Genomic DNA, 17,673 nt, shown 5'->3' with positions numbered 1-17,673 from the left:
CCCGCACGCGTCCGCGACGCGGCCACGGACATACACAGGCGGCTGGAGGACGTGATGCGCACGGGGCGGCCGTCGGCCGCCTTCGAGCCCGGCCCGCCACCCCCGGGCGCGGTCCCAGGGCCTCACTCGGCGCTGCCACCCGGACAGTACCCACCGCGCTGACGGCCCGCCGGTACGGACCGGTCGCGGAACCGGCCGAAGACCGGCCGCGGAACCGGCCGAAGACCGGCCGCGGACCTGACGGGCCCGGACCCGCCGACGGCAGCGCGGCGAGTCCGGGCCCGTACGTGTCAGCGCCGGCCGTTCTTCGGATCGAGCAGGCCCGCGCGGCGCAGCGCGTCGGCCATCGCGCTGTTCGCGGGCGCGGGCGCCTGGCGCGAGCCACCGCCACCGCCACCGCCGCGACCCTGGCGCTGCTGCGGCGGGCGCCCGCCGCGCCGGCTCCGCTCACCGCCGCCGCCCTGCCGCTCCTGCGGTGCGGCCTCGTCGTCCAGGCGCAGGGTCAGCGAGATCCGCTTGCGCGGGATGTCGACGTCCAGCACCTTCACCTTGACGATGTCACCGGGCTTGACGACGTCCCGCGGGTCCTTGACGAACGTCCTGGACATCGCCGAGACGTGCACCAGACCGTCCTGGTGGACGCCGACGTCCACGAACGCGCCGAACGCGGCCACGTTCGTCACCACGCCCTCCAGGATCATCCCGGACGACAGGTCGGAGATCTTCTCGACGCCCTCCTTGAAGGTCGCCGTCTTGAAGGCCGGCCGCGGGTCGCGTCCCGGCTTCTCCAGTTCCTTGAGGATGTCGGTGACGGTCGGCAGGCCGAAGGTGTCGTCCACGAAGTCGGCCGGCCTCAGCGAGCGCAGCACGCCCGTGTTGCCGATGAGGGAGGCCACCTCCTGACCCGTGGTCTTCACCATCCGGCGGACGACCGGATACGACTCCGGGTGCACGCTGGAGGCGTCCAGCGGATCGTCGCCGCGGATCCGCAGGAAGCCCGCGCACTGCTCGTACGCCTTCGGGCCGAGCCGCGAGACGTTCTTCAGCTGGGCCCGCGACGTGAACGGCCCGTTGGTGTCCCGGTGCGCCACGATGTTCTCGGCGAGCGACGAGGTGATGCCGGAGACGCGCGCGAGCAGGGGCACGGACGCGGTGTTGACGTCCACGCCGACGCCGTTCACACAGTCCTCGACCACCGCGTCCAGCGAGCGGGACAGCTTCACCTCGGACAGGTCGTGCTGGTACTGACCGACGCCGATCGACTTGGGGTCGATCTTGACCAGTTCGGCCAGCGGGTCCTGCAGCCGGCGGGCGATGGAGACCGCGCCGCGCAACGACACGTCCATGTCGGGCAGTTCCCGGGAGGCGTAGGAGGAGGCCGAGTACACCGACGCGCCCGCCTCCGAGACCATCACCTTGGTGAGCTTCAACTCCGGGTGCTTGGCGATGAGTTCACCGGCGAGCTTGTCGGTCTCGCGGGAGGCCGTGCCGTTGCCGATCGCGATCAGCTCGACCGCGTGCTCCTCGGCCAGCCGGGCCAGCCTGGCGATCGCCTCGTCCCAGCGGTTGGCCGGAACGTGCGGGTGGACGACGTCGGTGGCGACGACCTTGCCGGTCGCGTCGACCACGGCCACCTTCACGCCCGTACGGAACCCGGGGTCGAGCCCGAGCGTCGCGCGGGTGCCGGCCGGGGCGGCCAGCAGCAGGTCGCGCAGGTTGGCCGCGAACACGTTCACGGCCTCGTCCTCGGCGGCGGTACGCAGCCGAAGCCGCAGGTCGATGCCGAGGTGGACGAGGACGCGGGTGCGCCAGGCCCAGCGGACCGTGTCCCGCAGCCACTTGTCGGCGGGCCGCCCGTGGTCGGCGATGCCGAAGCGGTGGGCGACGATCCCCTCGTACGACGACGGGCCGTCCGTCGGCTCCTCCGGCTCCAGAACGAGGTCGAGGACCTCCTCCTTCTCGCCGCGCAGCATGGCCAGGATCCGGTGCGAGGGCAGTTCGGTGAACGGCTCGGCGAAGTCGAAGTAGTCGGCGAACTTGGCGCCCGCCTCCTCCTTGCCCTCACGCACCTTCGCGGCCAGCCGCCCGCGCACCCACATGCGCTCGCGCAGCTCACCGATCAGATCGGCGTCCTCGGAGAACCGCTCGGTGAGGATGGCGCGGGCCCCGTCGAGCGCGGCCTGGGGATCGGCCACGCCCTTCTCCGGGTCCACGAACGCCGCTGCCGCGGCCATCGGCTCGACGCCCGGATCACCGAGCAGCCCCTCGGCCAGCGGCTCCAGGCCCGCCTCCCGGGCGATCTGCGCCTTGGTCCGCCGCTTCGGCTTGTACGGCAGGTAGATGTCCTCCAGCCGCGCCTTGGTCTCGGCGCCGCGGATGCGCGCCTCCAGTTCCTCGGTGAGCTTGCCCTGCTCGCGCACCGACTCCAGGATCGCGGTGCGCCGCTCCTCCAGCTCCCGCAGATAGCGCAGCCGCTCCTCGATCGTGCGCAGCTGCGCGTCGTCGAGCATCTCGGTCGCTTCCTTGCGGTAGCGGGCGATGAAGGGCACCGTCGAGCCGCCGTCCAGCAGCTCCACGGCGGCCCTGACCTGCCGCTCCCGTACGCCGAGCTCCTCGGCGATCCTGCCTTCGATGGACCCTGTGAGGGGTGTCGTCACGATCCCGTACCGCCTTCTCGCTCCACTGTGCGCCGCAATTCTGACAGGCCCCACCGACAACCGGCGCTCAGGGCACCACCGCGTCGCACCGAATCCCCGCCTCGCCGTGCCGCCGACCCGCACTGGCCGAGCCTCCGGCAGAGCCGGGCCAGGGTACGGGACGCCGGAGCCACGGCCGTGTCCGAGCGGCGCCCGGCGGTTCGGCGCCCGTGCCCCTTACCGGGACGGCGGAGTCGCCCGGGGCGGCCGGACGGGCCCGGGTGGTGCGGGACCTTGCGGCGCGTACGTCCCGCGCAGTGGCGGGTGATCGGTCTTGGTGGGCCGACGGGGCCCACCGCCCCGCGCCGGTCGGGGCACTGCTGCGTCCGAGCCTGCCGTGGCGGACGGTGAGCGCATGGCAGGAAAGGTGGGGAATCCGTCGTTGCGGTCGTTCCGCCGGGCGTCAAGAATCGGGCGCATGGCGCAGCGAACCGTTCTCGTCGTTCTCTTCGACGGCGTGCAGAGTCTTGATGTGACCGGCCCCTTGGAGGTGTTCGCCGGTGCGGAGAAGGCCGTACCGGGGACGTACCGCATCCGTACCGCCTCGCTGGACGGTGGACCCGTACGCGCCTCCAGCGGGCTGGGGCTGGTACCAGACGGCTCGCTCGCCGAGGCGCCCGTGCCGCACACTCTGCTGGTCCCCGGCGGCGAGGGCACCCGCCGGCCGGACGCGCGGCTGGTCGAGTGGGTGCGTGGGCACGGGCCGCGGGCGGCTCGGCTGGTCTCGGTGTGCACCGGGGCGATCCTGCTGGCCGAGGCGGGTCTGCTGGACGGCCGGCGGGCCACGACCCACTGGGCGTACTGCGACAAGCTCGCCCGCGACCACCCCGCCGTCAGGGTCGACGCCGACCCGATCTACGTGCGCGACGGCCACGTGGCCACCTCGGCCGGCGTGACCTCCGGCATCGACCTCGCCCTCGCGCTCGTCGAGGAGGACCTGGGCCGCGACACCGCGCTCACCATCGCCCGCCACCTGGTGGTCTTCCTGCGGCGGCCCGGGAACCAGGCCCAGTTCAGCGCCCAACTCGCCGTCCAGACAGCGACGCGCGCGCCGCTGCGGGACGTACAGCAGTGGATCACCGAGCATCCGGCCGCCGACCTGTCGGTCGAGGCACTGGCCGCACGCGCCCGGCTCTCGCCGCGCCACTTCGCCCGCGCCTTCCGGGCCGAGACCGGCACCACCCCCGGCCGCTACGTCGACCGGGTCCGCCTCGAACACGCCCGCCGGCTGCTGGAGGACACCGCCGACGGCGTCGAGGAGATCTCCCGCGCCAGCGGCTACGGCACGCCCGAGGCCATGCGGCGCGCGTTCGTCAAGGCGCTCGGGGCCGCCCCGGCCGAGTACCGGCGCCGGTTCCGCCCCGCACCCGTCACCTGACACCCACCGAATGACACCCACCGAACCCGACACCACCGAAGGGAATCCCGTGCAGATCGCCATCGTCCTCTTCGACCGCTTCACCGCCCTGGACGCCGTGGGCCCGTACGAGACCCTGGGCCGCCTCCCCGGCGCCGAGACCGTCTTCGTCGCCGAGCGGACCGGTCCCGTCCGCACCGACACCGGGCACCTCGCGCTCACGGCCGACGAGGCCCTCGCCGAGGTCCCGAGCCCCGACATCGTGGTCGTCCCGGGCGGCCCCGGCCAGGCGGCGCAGATGGAGAACCGGGCCCTGCTGGACTGGCTGCGCGCCGCCGACGCCACCAGCACCTGGACGACCTCCGTGTGCACCGGCTCGCTGCTGCTGGCCGCCGCCGGACTCCTGGACGGCCGCCGCGCGACCTCGCACTGGCTGGCGCTGGACCGGCTCGAGCGCTTCGGCGCCGAGCCCACGGGGGAGCGGGTGGTCGTCGACGGCAAGTACGTCACGGCCGCCGGCGTCTCCTCCGGCATCGACATGGGCCTGACCCTGCTCGGCAGGATCGCGGGCGACGAGCACGCCCAGGCCGTCCAACTGCTGACCGAGTACGACCCTCAGCCGCCCTACGACGCCGGATCCCCGGACAAGGCCCCCGCGCACCTCGTCGAGGAGTTCCGTGCCAAGAGCCGCTTCATCCTGACGTAGGGCCCGGGGCGGGGCGTGACGCGAGGCCCGGTCTACCGCACGCTCCAGGAGAACCGGGGCGCACGGCGCTCCAGGAAGGCGGTGACCCCCTCCGCCGTCTCGCCGCTGCCGCGTGCCTGCTCCGTCCAGTGGGCGTCACGGTCCGTGCGGCCGTCGGCGAACTCCTTCGCCGCGGCCTGGGTCAGCTGGGAGCGGGAGGTGAGGACGCGGGTGAACTCCGTGACACGCTTGGTGAGTCGGCCCTCGGGCAGGACCTCGTCGACCAGGCCGGTGCGCAGCGCGCGCTCGGTGTCGATCAACTCGCCGGAGAACAGCAGGTACTTGGCGGTGGCCGGGCCCACCAGGGAGACCAGACGGCGGGTCGAGGACGCGGGGTAGACGATTCCCAGCTTGGCCGGTGTCACGCCGAACAGCGCGCCCGACTCCGCGAACCGCAGGTCGCAGGCCGCGGCGAGTTGGGCGCCGCCGCCCACGCAGTGCCCGCGTACCGCCGCCAGCGTCGGTTTGGGGAACGCGGCGAGGGCCTCCTCGGCCAGCACCGCCAGGCGTTGCGCCTCCTCGGGGGAGCCGCGCAGGGTGGAGATGTCGGCGCCCGCGCAGAACGTCCCGTCCGCGCCCGTCAGCACCAGGGCCCGTACGCCCGGATCCGCCGCCAGGCCCTCCAGGAGCGGCGGCAGCGACCGCCACATCGCGGCAGTCATCGCGTTGCGCTTGGCCGGATGGTGGACGACGACGGTGGCGACCCCGTCGGTGACGTCGTGCAGCAGCTGCGGCTCCATGCGCCGGATCGTAGCGGCCCCGCCGAGCGTTTGATCAAGGAGGGGAGGGGGACCAGGGGATCGGGGGGTGTGGTGCGGCAGTGAGGAGGCGCCGATGGCCAGGTTCACCAAGCCCCGCAAGCCCCGCAGCGAAACGGCGAAGATGCGCCGCGGTTTCGGCTGGCTCGCCGGACTCGGGGTGCTCCTGGTGGTCGCCGGACTCGTCGGACTCGTCTACACGGCTGCCGTCACCCTGACCTCCATGCTCCTGTTCGGCTGGCTGCTGCTGATCGGCGGGCTCGTCGGACTGATGCACGCGATCCAGGCCCGCGGCTCCAGCTTCTTCTGGCTCGGCGCCATCGTCGCCGCCCTGAACATCGCCGCCGGGGTCGTGGTCATCAGCCACCCGCACGCGGCCGCCGCCGCGCTCACCATGTTCGCCGCCCTGCTGTTCCTCACCGGCGGCCTGTTCCGGGTGGTCGGCAGCGCCGTCGTGCGCGGCCCCCAGTTCGGCTGGACACTCCTGCTGGGCGTCTTCTACCTGCTGCTGGGCATCCTGGTTCTGGCCAACTGGCCGAGCAGCAGCCAGTACGTCATCGGCGCGTTCATCTCCCTCGCCCTCCTCTTCGACGGCCTCGGCCTGATCGCCACCGGCTTCGGCGGCCGCCGCATCGTCGGCATGGTCTCCGACCGGATGCCGTAGGGCAACGCGCGGACCACGGACCGTACAACCCGAATAGTTCGCGAAGTCGGTGCGGACGGGGCAGGAGCGGTCCCACACGTGACCGAGTCATACGCCAACGGTCAGAAAGCGCTCGAAACATGCTGACTTGTGTTCAGTCCTTGGGCGGGGAGCGGTGCGTTACCAACACTCGACGTGTGGTGACAATCGAGCGCGAGGGTGGCGACCGGACGATGGACAACCACGGGCGCGGGTACGGCCCACGCCCAGAAGGCGGCGCGGGGGCACCTCTGGACAACGGGCCGCTGGGTCCACTGCCCTACGAGGGAGTCTGGCGGTTCACCGCGCCCGCCGTCGACGCCTCGGTCCCGCAGGCCCGGCACGCGGTCCGGGACCTGCTGCTGCGCCAGGGCGTCCCGGCCTCGGACGACCTGGTCCACGGGCTGCTGCTGATCGTGTCCGAGCTGGTCACGAACGCCGTACGGCACGCGGCGCTGCTGTCGCCGATGCTCGCCGTGGAGGTCGCCGTCGGCGCCGAGTGGGTGAGGGTGTCCGTGGAGGACAACCACCCCTACCGCCCGACCGCCCTGGAGGCCGACCACGCGCAGACCGGCGGCCGCGGGCTGCTCCTGGTCACCGAGATCGCCCGGGAGGCCGGCGGGGTCTACGACGTCGAGCACACGGCGAGCGGCGGCAAGGTGATCTGGGCCGCCCTGCCGCTCAAGCCCGCGCGCTGAGCGCTCCGCCGGAAGCACGGTGATGAACCCGCGGGCCGGTGGGGGCCGGGCCGCGCCCACGATGGGGGTCCCCCTGCTCGTCAAGAGCTTGGGGGAGGAGTCGCACATCAATACGGCCCCGCGCCCCTTACGGGGCGCGGTGTCGCCCCGGACTTCACCAAGGCTGCTCAGCCCGCGTCGACCACCGTCGACCCACCGGTCCCCGCCGGCCGGGACTACCAGCCGGCGGGACCCGTCAGCTCCCTGATCGCGGGCCGGGCCGCGTCCAGCACCGTCGGGAACCAGACGGAGAAGGTGTCCCCGGCCTGCCGCTCCGCCAGCTCGGCGGGCGTCACGAACGCCGTGGCCCCGATCTCCTCCGGGTCGGGCCGCAGCGGCGACTGCACCAGGCCGACGAAGAGGTGGTTGTACTCCTGCTCCACCAGCCCCGACTCCGGGTCCGGGTGGTTGTAGCGCACCGTGCCCGCCTCGGCGAGCAGCGACGGGGAGATCCCCAGCTCCTCGTACGTCCGCCGGGCCGCCGCCGCCATGGGCGCCTCACCGGGGTACGGGTGGCCGCAGCAGCTGTTGGACCACACGCCGGGGGAGTGGTACTTGCCCAGCGCCCGCTGCTGCAGCAGCAGCCGGCCGCGGTCGTCGAAGAGGAACACCGAGAAGGCGCGGTGCAGCTGCCCCGGTGGCTGATGGGCGGCGAGCTTCTCCGCGGTGCCGATCGTCACGCCGTCCTCGTCGACCAGTTCCAGCATGATCGCGTCCGCGGTGCCGTTCGACGAGCTGTGCTTCGCGGTGGCAGGTGTGATCGGCATACCCATCCTTCGCCTCGGTCCTCGAACTCAAGTCTGCCGTACGAAACCGGCACTCCTGGCGCTTCCCGGCACCCCCGCATGTCCCGCGCGGCGCCGCGAGTGGGGTCCAGTAGGTGATCGTGCCCGCCCGGACCCACCCGGAACCGTCCGGGCACCCCGCGGGCCGGGGACGGCCCGCGGAGGCCGTCAGTGGCACAGCCGGGCCTCGTGCTCCGCGTGCCCGCTCGGCTCCAGCTGGAAGGTGCAGTGCTCCACGTCGAAGTGGTCGCCGAGGCAGCCCTGCAACTCGTGCAGCAGCTTCTCGTGGCCGTTGGCGCTGAGCGCGTCGGAGCCGACGACCACGTGCGCGGACAGCACCGGCAGACCCGAGGTGATCGTCCAGACGTGCAGGTCGTGCACGTCCTCCACGCCGTCCAGGGCCAGGATGTGCGCCCGTACCTCGTCCATGTCGACGTTCTTCGGCGCCGCCTCCAGCAGCACGTCGAGGGTCTCGCGCAGCAGCTTCAAGGTGCGCGGCACGATCAGCAGACCGATGGCGAGCGAGGCGATCGGGTCGGCGGCCTGCCAGCCGGTGAGCAGGATCACCGCCGCCGAGACCATGACCGCCAGTGAGCCGAGCGCGTCCGCGGCCACCTCCAGGAAGGCGCCGCGCACATTCAGGCTCTCCTTCTGGCCGCGCATCAGCAGCATCAGGGAGACCGAGTTCGCGACCAGGCCGATCGCGCCGAACACGATCATCAGCCCGCCGTGGGTGTCGGCCGGGGCGAGGAACCGCTGCACCGCCTCGTAGAGCACATAGCCGCCGACGCCGAGCAGCAGCAGACAGTTGGCGAGCGCGGCGAGGATCTCCGCGCGGGCGTAGCCGAAGGTGCGGTTCCGGCTCGGCGGACGGTTGGCGAAGTGGATGGCCAGCAGCGCCATGCCGAGGCCGAGAGCGTCGGTGGCCATGTGGGCGGCGTCCGCGACCAGCGCGAGGGAGTCCGCGAGCAGGCCGCCGACGATCTCCACGACCATCACGGTGAGCGTGATCGACAGCGCGATGCGCAGGGTGCCGCGGTGTGCGGCAGCCGCCGTGCCGGCGGCTCCGGCGCCGTGCGCGTGTCCGTGGTGGTGACCGGCACCCATGTGACTGACCGCCCTTTCCGTCGTTCCGCCCGGGATCACAGTGAACTACGGGTGGGGGGTATGGGGCAAAGCGGCACTGAACACCGTTGTCATGTGCCCTGACCTGCGTAAAGACATACGCAGGTCAGGGCACCGCACGGTTCAGACGCCGTGGTGCGGCAGCCAGCCCCGCCATGCCGAGGAGACCATCTCGGGTACCCCGCGCCGGGCCCGCCAGCCCAGTTCCGCCGCGGCCCGCTCCGCCGAGCCGACGGCGCGGGGCGCGTCCCCGGGACGGCGCGCCTCGACGACGGGCGGCCGCCGGTCGCCGGTGACCTCGCCGATGACCGTGAGCAGCTCACGCACCGACACGCCCTCGCCGCGGCTGATGTTCACGGTCAGATCGCCGCCGGCCTCCGGGCCGGTCAGGCGCCGGGCGGCGGCGAGGTGGGCCTCCGCCAGGTCGGCGACGTGGATGTAGTCGCGGACGCAGGTGCCGTCCGGCGTCGGGTGGTCGTCGCCGAAGACGCGCGGTGCCTCGCCGCGGGTGAGGCGGTCGAAGACCATGGGCACGATGTTGGACACGCCGGTGTCGGCGAGTTCCGGGGCGGCCGCGCCGGCCACGTTGAAGTAGCGCAGGCAGACGGTCGCGATCCCGTGGGCCCGCCCCGCCGCCCGCACCAGCCACTCCCCGGCGAGCTTGGTCTCGCCGTACGGGTTCACCGGGGCGCACGGGGTGTCCTCCGTGATGAGGTCCACACCGGGGTTGCCGTAGACGGCCGCCGAGGAGGAGAAGACGAACCGCCCGATCCCGGCCTCGGCCACCGCGTCCAGCAGGGTCGCCAGACCGCCCACGTTCTCCTGGTAGTAGCGGGCCGGCTGCGCGACGGACTCGGCGACCTGCTTGCGCGCGGCCAGGTGCAGCACCCCGGTCACCGCGTGCTCGGCGAGCACCCGCTTGAGCAGCTCCCCGTCCAGCGAGGATCCACGGACCAGCGGCACCTCGTCCGGCAGCCGCGCGGCGTTGCCGACCGACAGGTCGTCGAGCGCGACCACCCGCTCCCCGGCCCCCGCCATGACCCGCGCCACATGTGCCCCGATGTACCCGGCCCCGCCGGTGATCAGCCATGTCACGGTCGTCCAGCTTATGACGGGACAACGGGCTCGTGGCGTGCGTATGCGTGGAATGCCTGATCTGGTGCGGAGTTTGTGACCCGGCCCCCGGATCACCGATGATGAGCGCGGCGAAGGCTGCGGCAGACCACGCGAGCGGCCCGTTAACGGGCGGTGAACGCGGGCTTCCCGGCATCCGATAGCCTCTGCCGATGCCGCCCGGGTGCCACAGGCAAGCGGCGCCCCATCATGTACATGACCGGCGCGGACGCGTCGGCACCCAGGGAGTGAGTTCGGTTGTCGACCGCCATCCTCGCCGGTCAGCCGGTCCCCGGATCGTCGCTCGAGAGCGATCTGCGGTCCCTCGGCTTCGACGTGCGGGTCGCCACTGACGGCTCCGCCGCCGAGACCCTGCTCGCCCAGGTGCCCGCCGACCAGCGGGTCGCCGTCGTCGACGCCCGGTTCGTCGGCCATCCGCACGCGCTGCGCCTGGGTCTGACCGACCCCCGCTTCCCGCTCGCCGCCGTCCCCGGCGCGGTGACCGCCCGTCCGGCCGGCCGCCAGGAGCTGACCCGCGCGATGGTCCGCGAGAACTCCGCCGGCGGCACCACGGAGGGGAGTCTCCTCGCGCGAGCGAAGCCGAGCGTGGGGGAGGTCGACAGCCTCGCCGACCGGATCGCCGACGCCCTGGAGGCCGACGGCGCCGACGTGCACCGCCCCGAGCTCGGCAGCCTCGTCGCCGCCGTACCCGACGACCCGCAGGCCCGCAACGAGGCACGGCAGGCCGTCGCCGCCGTCGACGACGAGGCCGTCCGCCTGAAGTCGGCGGTGAAGGCCCGCGACGGCTTCTTCACCACCTTCTTCATCAGCCCGTACTCCCGCTACATCGCCCGCTGGTGCGCCCGCCGCGGCCTGACCCCCAACCAGGTCACCACCGCGTCCCTGCTCACCGCGCTCATAGCGGCCGGCTGCGCCGCCACCGGCACCCGCGGCGGGTTCATCGCCGCCGGCGTGCTGCTCATGGCCTCGTTCGTCCTGGACTGCACCGACGGCCAGCTGGCCCGCTACTCGCTGCAGTACTCCACCCTCGGCGCCTGGCTGGACGCCACCTTCGACCGGGCCAAGGAGTACGCCTACTACGCCGGCCTCGCCCTCGGCGCCGCCCGCGGCGGCGACGACGTGTGGGCCCTGGCCCTGGGCGCCATGGTCCTGCAGACCTGCCGGCACGTGGTCGACTTCTCCTTCAACGAGGCGAACGCCGGAGACACGGCCGCCACCGCCAACACCAGCCCCACCGCCGCCCTCTCCGACAAGCTGGACAGCGTCGGCTGGACGGTCTGGGTACGCCGGATGATCGTCCTGCCCATCGGCGAACGCTGGGCCATGATCGCCGTCCTCACCGCGGCCACCACCCCGAGGATCACCTTCTACGCGCTGCTCATCGGCTGCGCCTTCGCGGCGACGTACACCACGGCGGGCCGGGTCCTGCGGTCGGTGACCCGCAAGGCACGGCGCACCGACCGGGCGGCCCAGGCGCTGGCGGACCTCGCGGACAACGGGCCGCTCGCGTCCGTCTCCGCCGGACTGCGCGATCCCAACGCGCGCTGGTACACCGGCTTCCCGCTGCTGCGCGCCCTGGTCGGCGTGACGTTCCTGTCCTGGGCCCTGTACCTGGGCGAGCTCTGGTACGTCGCCGTCGCCGCCGTCTTCTACGCCTTCTTCTCGGGCCTGGCCCTCTCCCAGCCCCTCAAGGGCCCCCTCGACTGGCTGATCCCCCCGCTCTTCCGCGCCGCCGAGTACGGCACCGTCCTGGTACTGGCGGCCAGGGCCGATGTGCCCGGAGCGCTTCCCGCGGCTTTCGGGCTGGTGGCGGCCGTCGCCTACCATCACTACGACACGGTGTACCGCATCCGCGGCAACGCCGGAGCGCCGCCGGCCTGGCTGGTGCGCGCCCTCGGGGGACAGGAGGGGCGGACGCTGCTCGTCACCGTGCTGGCCGCTCTGCTCACCCCCGCGCAGTTCACGGTCGCGCTCACGGTGCTCGCCGTGGCCGTGGCCCTGGTGGTGCTCGCCGAGAGCATCCGCTTCTGGGTGGCCTCTCACTTGAGGGGCGCGCCCGCCGTACACGACGAAGGAGAACCCGCATGATCGGCCTCGTGCTGGCGGCCGGCGCCGGACGGCGTCTGCGCCCCTACACCGACACCCTGCCCAAGGCGCTGGTGCCGGTGGGGCCCGCGGGTACGGACGAGGGTCCCACGGTCCTGGACCTCACCCTCGGCAACTTCGCCGAGATCGGCCTGACCGAGGCGGGGATCATCGTCGGCTACCGCAAGGAGGCCGTGTACGAGCGCAAGGAGGCCCTGGAGCGGACGTACGGCCTGAGGCTCACCCTGATCGACAACGACAAGGCCGAGGAGTGGAACAACGCCTACTCCCTGTGGTGCGGCCGGGACGCCCTCAAGGACGGCGTGATCCTCGCCAACGGCGACACCGTCCACCCGGTCTCCGTCGAGAAGACCCTGCTCGCCGCCCGCGGCGAGGGCAGGAGGATCATCCTCGCCCTGGACACGGTGAAGTCGCTGGCCGACGAGGAGATGAAGGTCGTCGCCGATCCCGACAGGGGGGTTCGGAGGATCACCAAGCTGATGGACCCGGCCGAGGCCACCGGCGAGTACATCGGGGTCACCCTGATCGAGGGCGACGCCGCCCCGGAGCTGGCGGACGCGCTGCGGGCCACCTTCGAGCGGGACCCGCAGCTGTACTACGAGGACGGCTACCAGGAGCTCGTCGACCGCGGCTTCAGGATCGACGTGGCGCCGATCGGCGACGTCAAGTGGGTCGAGATCGACAACCACGACGATCTCGCCAGGGGACGTGAGATCGCGTGCCAGTACTGACCCGGCTCATCCCGTCGCCGGTCGTGGTGGACATCCGTCCTGGCGCCCTCGACGACCTGGCGAGTGTGCTCGCCGACGAGCGCATCTCGCACTCCGGGCGGCTCGCCGTCGCCGTCAGCGGCGGCTCCGGCGCCCGGCTGCGCGAGCGGATCGCCCCCTCGCTGCCCGGCGCCACCTGGTACGAGGTGGGCGGCGGCACCCTCGACGACGCGATCCGGCTGGCCGGCGAGATGAAGGCCGGCCACTACGACGCGGTCGTGGGCCTGGGCGGCGGCAAGATCATCGACTGCGCCAAGTTCGCCGCGGCACGCATCGGCCTGCCCCTGGTCGCGGTGCCCACGAACCTCTCGCACGACGGCCTGTGCTCCCCGGTCGCCACCCTGGACAACGACGCGGGCCGCGGCTCGTACGGCGTGCCGAACCCGATCGCGGTCCTCATCGACCTGGACGTGATCCGGGACGCTCCGGCGCGCTTCGTGCGCTCGGGCATCGGCGACGCCGTCTCGAACATCTCCGCGGTCGCGGACTGGGAGCTGTCCCACCGCGTCAACGGTGAGAAGATCGACGGCCTGGCCGCCGCGATGGCGCGGCAGGCGGGCGAGGCGGTGCTGCGCCACCCGGGCGGCATCGGCGACAGCGACTTCCTGCAGGTGCTCGCCGAGGCCCTGGTGCTCACCGGTATCGCCATGTCGATCTCGGGCGACTCGCGGCCCGCCTCCGGCGCCTGCCACGAGATCAACCACGGCTTCGACCTGCTGTTCCCCAAGCGGGCCGCCAGCCACGGCGAGCAGTGCGGGCTGGGCGCGGCCTTCGCGATGTACCTGCGCGGGGCCCACGAGGAGTCGGCCGCCATGGCCGAGGTACTGCGCCGGCACGGGCTGCCGGTACTGCCGGAGGACATCGGCTTCACGGTGGACGAGTTCGTCCGGGTCGTGGAGTTCGCCCCGGAGACCCGGCCCGGCCGCTACACGATCCTCGAACACCTCGACCTCAAGTCCGACCAGATCAAGGGCCTCTACCTCGACTATGTCAAGACCATCGGTAGCTGAACTACGGCCGGTCGTGCATCCCGAAGGGGTGAAGGACCGGCGCAGCGGTGAGCACTGGGCGGGCCGCCTCTACATGCGGGAGGTGTCCCTGCGGGTCGACCGCTACCTGGTGGGCACCAGGATCACGCCCAACCAGCTCACGTACCTGATGGTCGTCGCGGGCGTCCTGGCGGGCGCGGCACTCCTCGTGCCGGGTCTGGCCGGCGCCCTGCTCGGCGCCGTCCTGATCCAGGTCTACCTGCTGCTGGACTGCGTCGACGGCGAGATCGCCCGCTGGCGCCGGCAGACCTCCATCACCGGCGTCTACCTGGACCGCATCGGCCACTACCTGTCCGAGGCGGCCCTGCTGGTCGGCTTCGGACTGCGCGGCGCCGACCTGTGGGGCGGCGGCGGGAGCCCCGAGTGGCTGTGGGCGTTCCTCGGCACCCTGGCCGCGCTCGGCGCCGTCCTGATCAAGGCCGAGACCGACCTGGTCGACGTGGCCCGCGCCCGCGGCGGACTGCCCGCGGTCAAGGACGAGGCGGCCGTGCCCCGCTCCTCCGGCCTGGCCCTGGCCCGGAAGGCGGCCGCCGCGCTGAAGTTCCACCGCCTGGTCGGCGGTGTCGAGGCCAGTCTGTTCATCCTGCTGGCCGCGGTGCTCGACCTGATCGCCGGCGGCGGTCTGTTCTGGACCCGGCTCGGCATCGCGGTCCTGGCCGGCATCGCGATCCTGCAGACTCTGCTGCACCTGGTGTCCATCCTCGTTTCCAGCAGGTTGAGGTGAGCGGCATGACCTCTTCGCTCAAGGTGGGCGCCGTGGTCATCACCATGGGCAACCGCCCCGAGGAACTGCGGGCCCTGCTCGACTCGGTCGCCAAGCAGGACGGCGACCGGATCGAGGTGGTGGTCGTCGGCAACGGCTCGCCCGTCCCGGACGTCCCCGAGGGCGTACGGACGGTGGAGCTGCCCGAGAACCTCGGCATCCCCGGCGGCCGCAACGTCGGCATCGAGGCCTTCGGGCCGGGCGGCGGCGACGTCGACATCCTGCTGTTCCTCGACGACGACGGCCTGCTCGCCCGCACCGACACCGCCGAGCTGTGCCGCCGGGCCTTCACGGCCGACGACAGGCTCGGCATCGTCAGCTTCCGCATCGCCGACCCGGACACCGGGGTCACCCAGCGCCGCCACGTGCCGCGGCTGCGCGCCTCGGACCCGATGCGCTCCTCCCGGGTGACCACCTTCCTCGGCGGCGCCAACGCCGTACGTACGCGGGTCTTCGCGGAAGTCGGCGGGCTGCCGGACGAATTCTTCTACGCCCATGAGGAAACCGACCTGGCATGGCGGGCCCTCGACGCGGGCTGGATGATCGACTACCGGTCCGACCTGGTGCTGTACCACCCGACGACCGCGCCTTCGCGGCACGCGGTCTACCACCGCATGGTCGCCCGCAACCGCGTCTGGCTCGCCCGCCGCAACCTCCCGGCCCTTCTCGTCCCGGTCTACCTGGGGGTGTGGCTGCTGCTCACCCTCGCCCGCCGCCCCTCGCGCCCGGCCCTGAAGGCCTGGTTCGGAGGCTTCAAGGAGGGCTGGACCACACCGTGCGGGCCGCGCCGGCCCATGAGGTGGCGTACGGTGTGGCGACTCACCCGACTGGGCCGGCCACCGGTCATCTGACAATCTCGTTCCCTGGGAGCGTCCGGCCCGCCCGGCCGGTGCTCGTGCCACGCCCGTACATCCGCACTGGGTGCGCATCTCGAAGACGAAAGTTTCCACTTGTGAGTGAGACAACGCATGACGGCGGCGTCGCCCTCGGTACGGCTCCGTCACCCGACGAGGGCCTCACGGCGGGCCGGCTCGCCGACAAGTACGGGCTGTCCGTCAGTGGGGCCCGGCCGCCGCTGCCGGCGTACGTCCGTCAGCTCTGGGGGCGGCGCCACTTCATCCTGGCCTTCTCCCGGGCGAAGCTGACCGCCCAGTACAGCCAGGCCAAGCTGGGCCAGCTCTGGCAGGTGGCGACCCCGCTGCTGAACGCCGCCGTGTACTACTTCATCTTCGGCGTCATCATCAAGGCCACCCGGGGCCTGGACCGGGAGACGTACATCCCGTTCCTGGTGACGGGCGTGTTCGTGTTCACGTTCACCCAGACCTCGGTCATGGCCGGCGTGCGCGCCATCTCCGGCAACCTCGGGCTGGTGCGCGCGCTGCACTTCCCGCGCGCCTCCCTGCCGATCTCCTTCGCGCTGCAGCAGCTCCAGCAGCTGCTGTACTCGATGATCGTGCTCTTCATCGTGGTCGTCGCCTTCGGCAGCTATCCGGGCCTGTCCTGGCTGCTGATCGTGCCGGCGCTGGCGCTGCAGTTCCTCTTCAACACCGGTCTCGCGCTGGTCATGGCCCGGATGGGCGCCAAGACCCCCGACCTCGCTCAGCTGATGCCGTTCGTCACGCGGACCTGGATGTACGCGTCGGGCGTGATGTTCTCCCTCAACGGCATGCTCGCCGGCCGGCCGGAGTGGTTCATCCGGCTGATGCAGTACAACCCCGCCGCCGTCTACATGGACCTGATGCGCTTCGCGCTGATCGACGGCTACGGCACCTCGCACCTGCCGCCGCACGTCTGGGCCGCCGCCCTGGGCTGGGCCGTGGTCTTCTTCGCCGGTGGCTTCGTGTACTTCTGGAAGGCGGAGGAGAGGTACGGCCGTGGCTGAGCGGGACCGTGACCACGACATGCGCGACGGCGGGCAGCGGGTGCCCACCGTCATCGCGGACGAGCTGCACATCGTCTACCGCGTCAGCGGCGCGAAGAGCGGCAAGGGCAGCGCCACCGCGGCGCTCAGCCGCATCCTCAGGCGCGGTTCCGACGACGCGGCGCGGGGCGTGCGCAAGGTGCACGCCGTCAAGGGCGTCTCCTTCATCGCCTACCGCGGCGAGGCGATCGGCCTGATCGGCTCCAACGGCTCCGGCAAGTCCACCCTGCTGCGCGCCATCGCCGGCCTGCTGCCCGCCGAGAAGGGCAGGGTCTACACCGACGGCCAGCCCTCCCTCCTCGGCGTGAACGCGGCGCTGATGAACGACCTGACCGGCGAGCGCAACGTCATCCTGGGCGGCCTGGCCATGGGCATGTCCCGCGAGGAGATCAAGTCGCGCTACCAGGAGATCGTCGACTTCTCCGGCATCAACGAGAAGGGCGACTTCATCACGCTGCCGATGCGCACCTACTCCTCCGGCATGGCGGCCCGGCTGCGCTTCTCCATCGCCGCCGCCAAGGACCACGACGTCCTCATGATCGACGAGGCGCTGGCCACCGGTGACCGCAAGTTCCAGAAGCGCTCCGAGGAGCGCATCCGGGAGCTGCGCAAGGAGGCCGGCACGGTCTTCCTGGTCAGCCACAACAACAAGTCGATCCGCGACACCTGCGAGCGCGTGCTGTGGCTGGAGCGCGGGGAACTCCGCATGGACGGCCCCACCGAAGAGGTGCTCAAGGAGTACGAGAAGTTCACGGGCAAGTAGCCGTACCTGCTCGGGGCCCCGCCGGAACCGTTTCGGCGGGGCCCGGCGTCTGCAAAGGATGCGTCAACTCCCGCCCGGCCCCGGAATCTTGACACCAATCGGTGTGTTGTTGTGATGTGCAGGACACCCCCACGGAACACGGTGCGTTGTACAACGTAAGCTGTACCGGTCCCGGAAAGCGGCAAGTGGGGAGATAATGCGCGACACCCTCCGTCATGGCCGCCCCACGGAGGGCCGGGCGGCGTGTCCGAAATAGTGTGTGTCGTGTCAGCAGTGTAGAAC

The 17,673-nt window shown here is 72.1% G+C and carries 16 protein-coding genes; 11 read left to right on the top strand and 5 right to left on the bottom strand.

All coding sequences use genetic code 11. From position 1 onward, the window contains the following. Positions 1–290: 290 nt before the first annotated feature. Complete coding sequence (locus ACX25U_RS04820) at positions 291–2,657, bottom strand: Tex family protein (RefSeq protein ID WP_454389289.1); 2,367 nt, start codon at positions 2,655–2,657, stop codon at positions 291–293. A 457-nt stretch (positions 2,658–3,114) separates the two neighbouring features. Between ACX25U_RS04820 and ACX25U_RS04815 the strand changes: the two genes are divergently transcribed. Both ACX25U_RS04815 and ACX25U_RS04810 read left to right on the top strand, forming a co-directional pair. Then, on the top strand, positions 3,115–4,074 hold the full coding sequence (locus ACX25U_RS04815) for a GlxA family transcriptional regulator (protein ID WP_454389288.1): 960 nt from the start codon (positions 3,115–3,117) through the stop codon (positions 4,072–4,074). A 49-nt stretch (positions 4,075–4,123) separates the two neighbouring features. Continuing rightward, a complete protein-coding gene (locus ACX25U_RS04810) occupies positions 4,124–4,759 on the top strand; it encodes a DJ-1/PfpI family protein (protein WP_454394091.1) in 636 nt (211 codons plus the stop codon). A gap of 32 nt (positions 4,760–4,791) precedes the next feature. Here ACX25U_RS04810 and ACX25U_RS04805 read toward each other — a convergent pair whose 3' ends face one another. After that, positions 4,792–5,538: an enoyl-CoA hydratase/isomerase family protein gene (locus tag ACX25U_RS04805; RefSeq protein WP_454389287.1), complete on the bottom strand. Its 747-nt coding sequence runs from the start codon at positions 5,536–5,538 to the stop codon at positions 4,792–4,794. Positions 5,539–5,632: 94 nt separating this feature from the next. On the opposite strand from ACX25U_RS04805, the gene ACX25U_RS04800 reads away from it, so the two are divergent. Continuing rightward, positions 5,633–6,220, top strand: coding sequence for an HdeD family acid-resistance protein (locus tag ACX25U_RS04800; protein WP_454389286.1), 588 nt, complete (start codon positions 5,633–5,635; stop codon positions 6,218–6,220). A gap of 212 nt (positions 6,221–6,432) precedes the next feature. Continuing rightward, positions 6,433–6,936 carry an ATP-binding protein gene (locus ACX25U_RS04795; RefSeq protein ID WP_454394089.1) on the top strand — a complete coding sequence of 168 codons (504 nt, stop codon included), beginning with the start codon at positions 6,433–6,435 and terminating at the stop codon, positions 6,934–6,936. Between the two features lie 215 nt (positions 6,937–7,151). Here the strand turns inward: ACX25U_RS04795 and idi are convergent, their stop codons facing one another. The 3 genes from idi to galE all read right to left on the bottom strand — a co-directional run bounded on the left by idi (position 7,152) and on the right by galE (position 9,980). Continuing rightward, positions 7,152–7,742 carry an isopentenyl-diphosphate Delta-isomerase gene (gene idi / locus ACX25U_RS04790; protein WP_454389285.1) on the bottom strand — a complete coding sequence of 197 codons (591 nt, stop codon included), beginning with the start codon at positions 7,740–7,742 and terminating at the stop codon, positions 7,152–7,154. A gap of 186 nt (positions 7,743–7,928) precedes the next feature. Next, on the bottom strand, positions 7,929–8,867 hold the full coding sequence (locus ACX25U_RS04785; RefSeq protein ID WP_454389284.1) for a cation diffusion facilitator family transporter: 939 nt from the start codon (positions 8,865–8,867) through the stop codon (positions 7,929–7,931). A 141-nt stretch (positions 8,868–9,008) separates the two neighbouring features. Beyond that, positions 9,009–9,980, bottom strand: coding sequence for a UDP-glucose 4-epimerase GalE (gene galE, locus ACX25U_RS04780; protein ID WP_454389283.1), 972 nt, complete (start codon positions 9,978–9,980; stop codon positions 9,009–9,011). A 276-nt stretch (positions 9,981–10,256) separates the two neighbouring features. Here galE and ACX25U_RS04775 point away from each other — a divergent pair, with 276 nt between their 5' ends. The 7 genes from ACX25U_RS04775 (at position 10,257) to ACX25U_RS04745 (ending at position 17,391) form a co-directional block, all read left to right on the top strand. Then, complete coding sequence (locus ACX25U_RS04775) at positions 10,257–12,107, top strand: DUF5941 domain-containing protein (protein WP_454389282.1); 1,851 nt, start codon at positions 10,257–10,259, stop codon at positions 12,105–12,107. Beyond that, entirely contained in the window at positions 12,104–12,856 is a 753-nt protein-coding gene (locus tag ACX25U_RS04770; protein ID WP_454383118.1) for a phosphocholine cytidylyltransferase family protein, read from the top strand. Before ACX25U_RS04775 ends, ACX25U_RS04770 begins: the two co-directional genes overlap by 4 nt. After that, positions 12,844–13,905, top strand: coding sequence for an iron-containing alcohol dehydrogenase family protein (locus ACX25U_RS04765; RefSeq protein WP_454389281.1), 1,062 nt, complete (start codon positions 12,844–12,846; stop codon positions 13,903–13,905). The genes ACX25U_RS04770 and ACX25U_RS04765 overlap by 13 nt, the downstream gene beginning before the upstream one ends. Further along, positions 13,883–14,668, top strand: a complete 786-nt coding sequence (locus ACX25U_RS04760) for a CDP-alcohol phosphatidyltransferase family protein (protein ID WP_454389280.1) — start codon at positions 13,883–13,885, stop codon at positions 14,666–14,668. Before ACX25U_RS04765 ends, ACX25U_RS04760 begins: the two co-directional genes overlap by 23 nt. Before the next feature lie 5 nt (positions 14,669–14,673). After that, a complete protein-coding gene (locus tag ACX25U_RS04755; protein ID WP_454389279.1) occupies positions 14,674–15,558 on the top strand; it encodes a glycosyltransferase family 2 protein in 885 nt (294 codons plus the stop codon). Positions 15,559–15,659: 101 nt separating this feature from the next. Next, entirely contained in the window at positions 15,660–16,589 is a 930-nt protein-coding gene (locus ACX25U_RS04750) for an ABC transporter permease (protein ID WP_454389278.1), read from the top strand. 19 nt (positions 16,590–16,608) lie between these two features. Next, a complete protein-coding gene (locus ACX25U_RS04745) occupies positions 16,609–17,391 on the top strand; it encodes an ABC transporter ATP-binding protein (protein WP_454394087.1) in 783 nt (260 codons plus the stop codon). Positions 17,392–17,673: the final 282 nt, after the last annotated feature.

The organism is Streptomyces sp. JNUCC 63, assembly GCF_054366325.1.
This window is presented reverse-complemented; position numbering and strand designations above follow the sequence as displayed.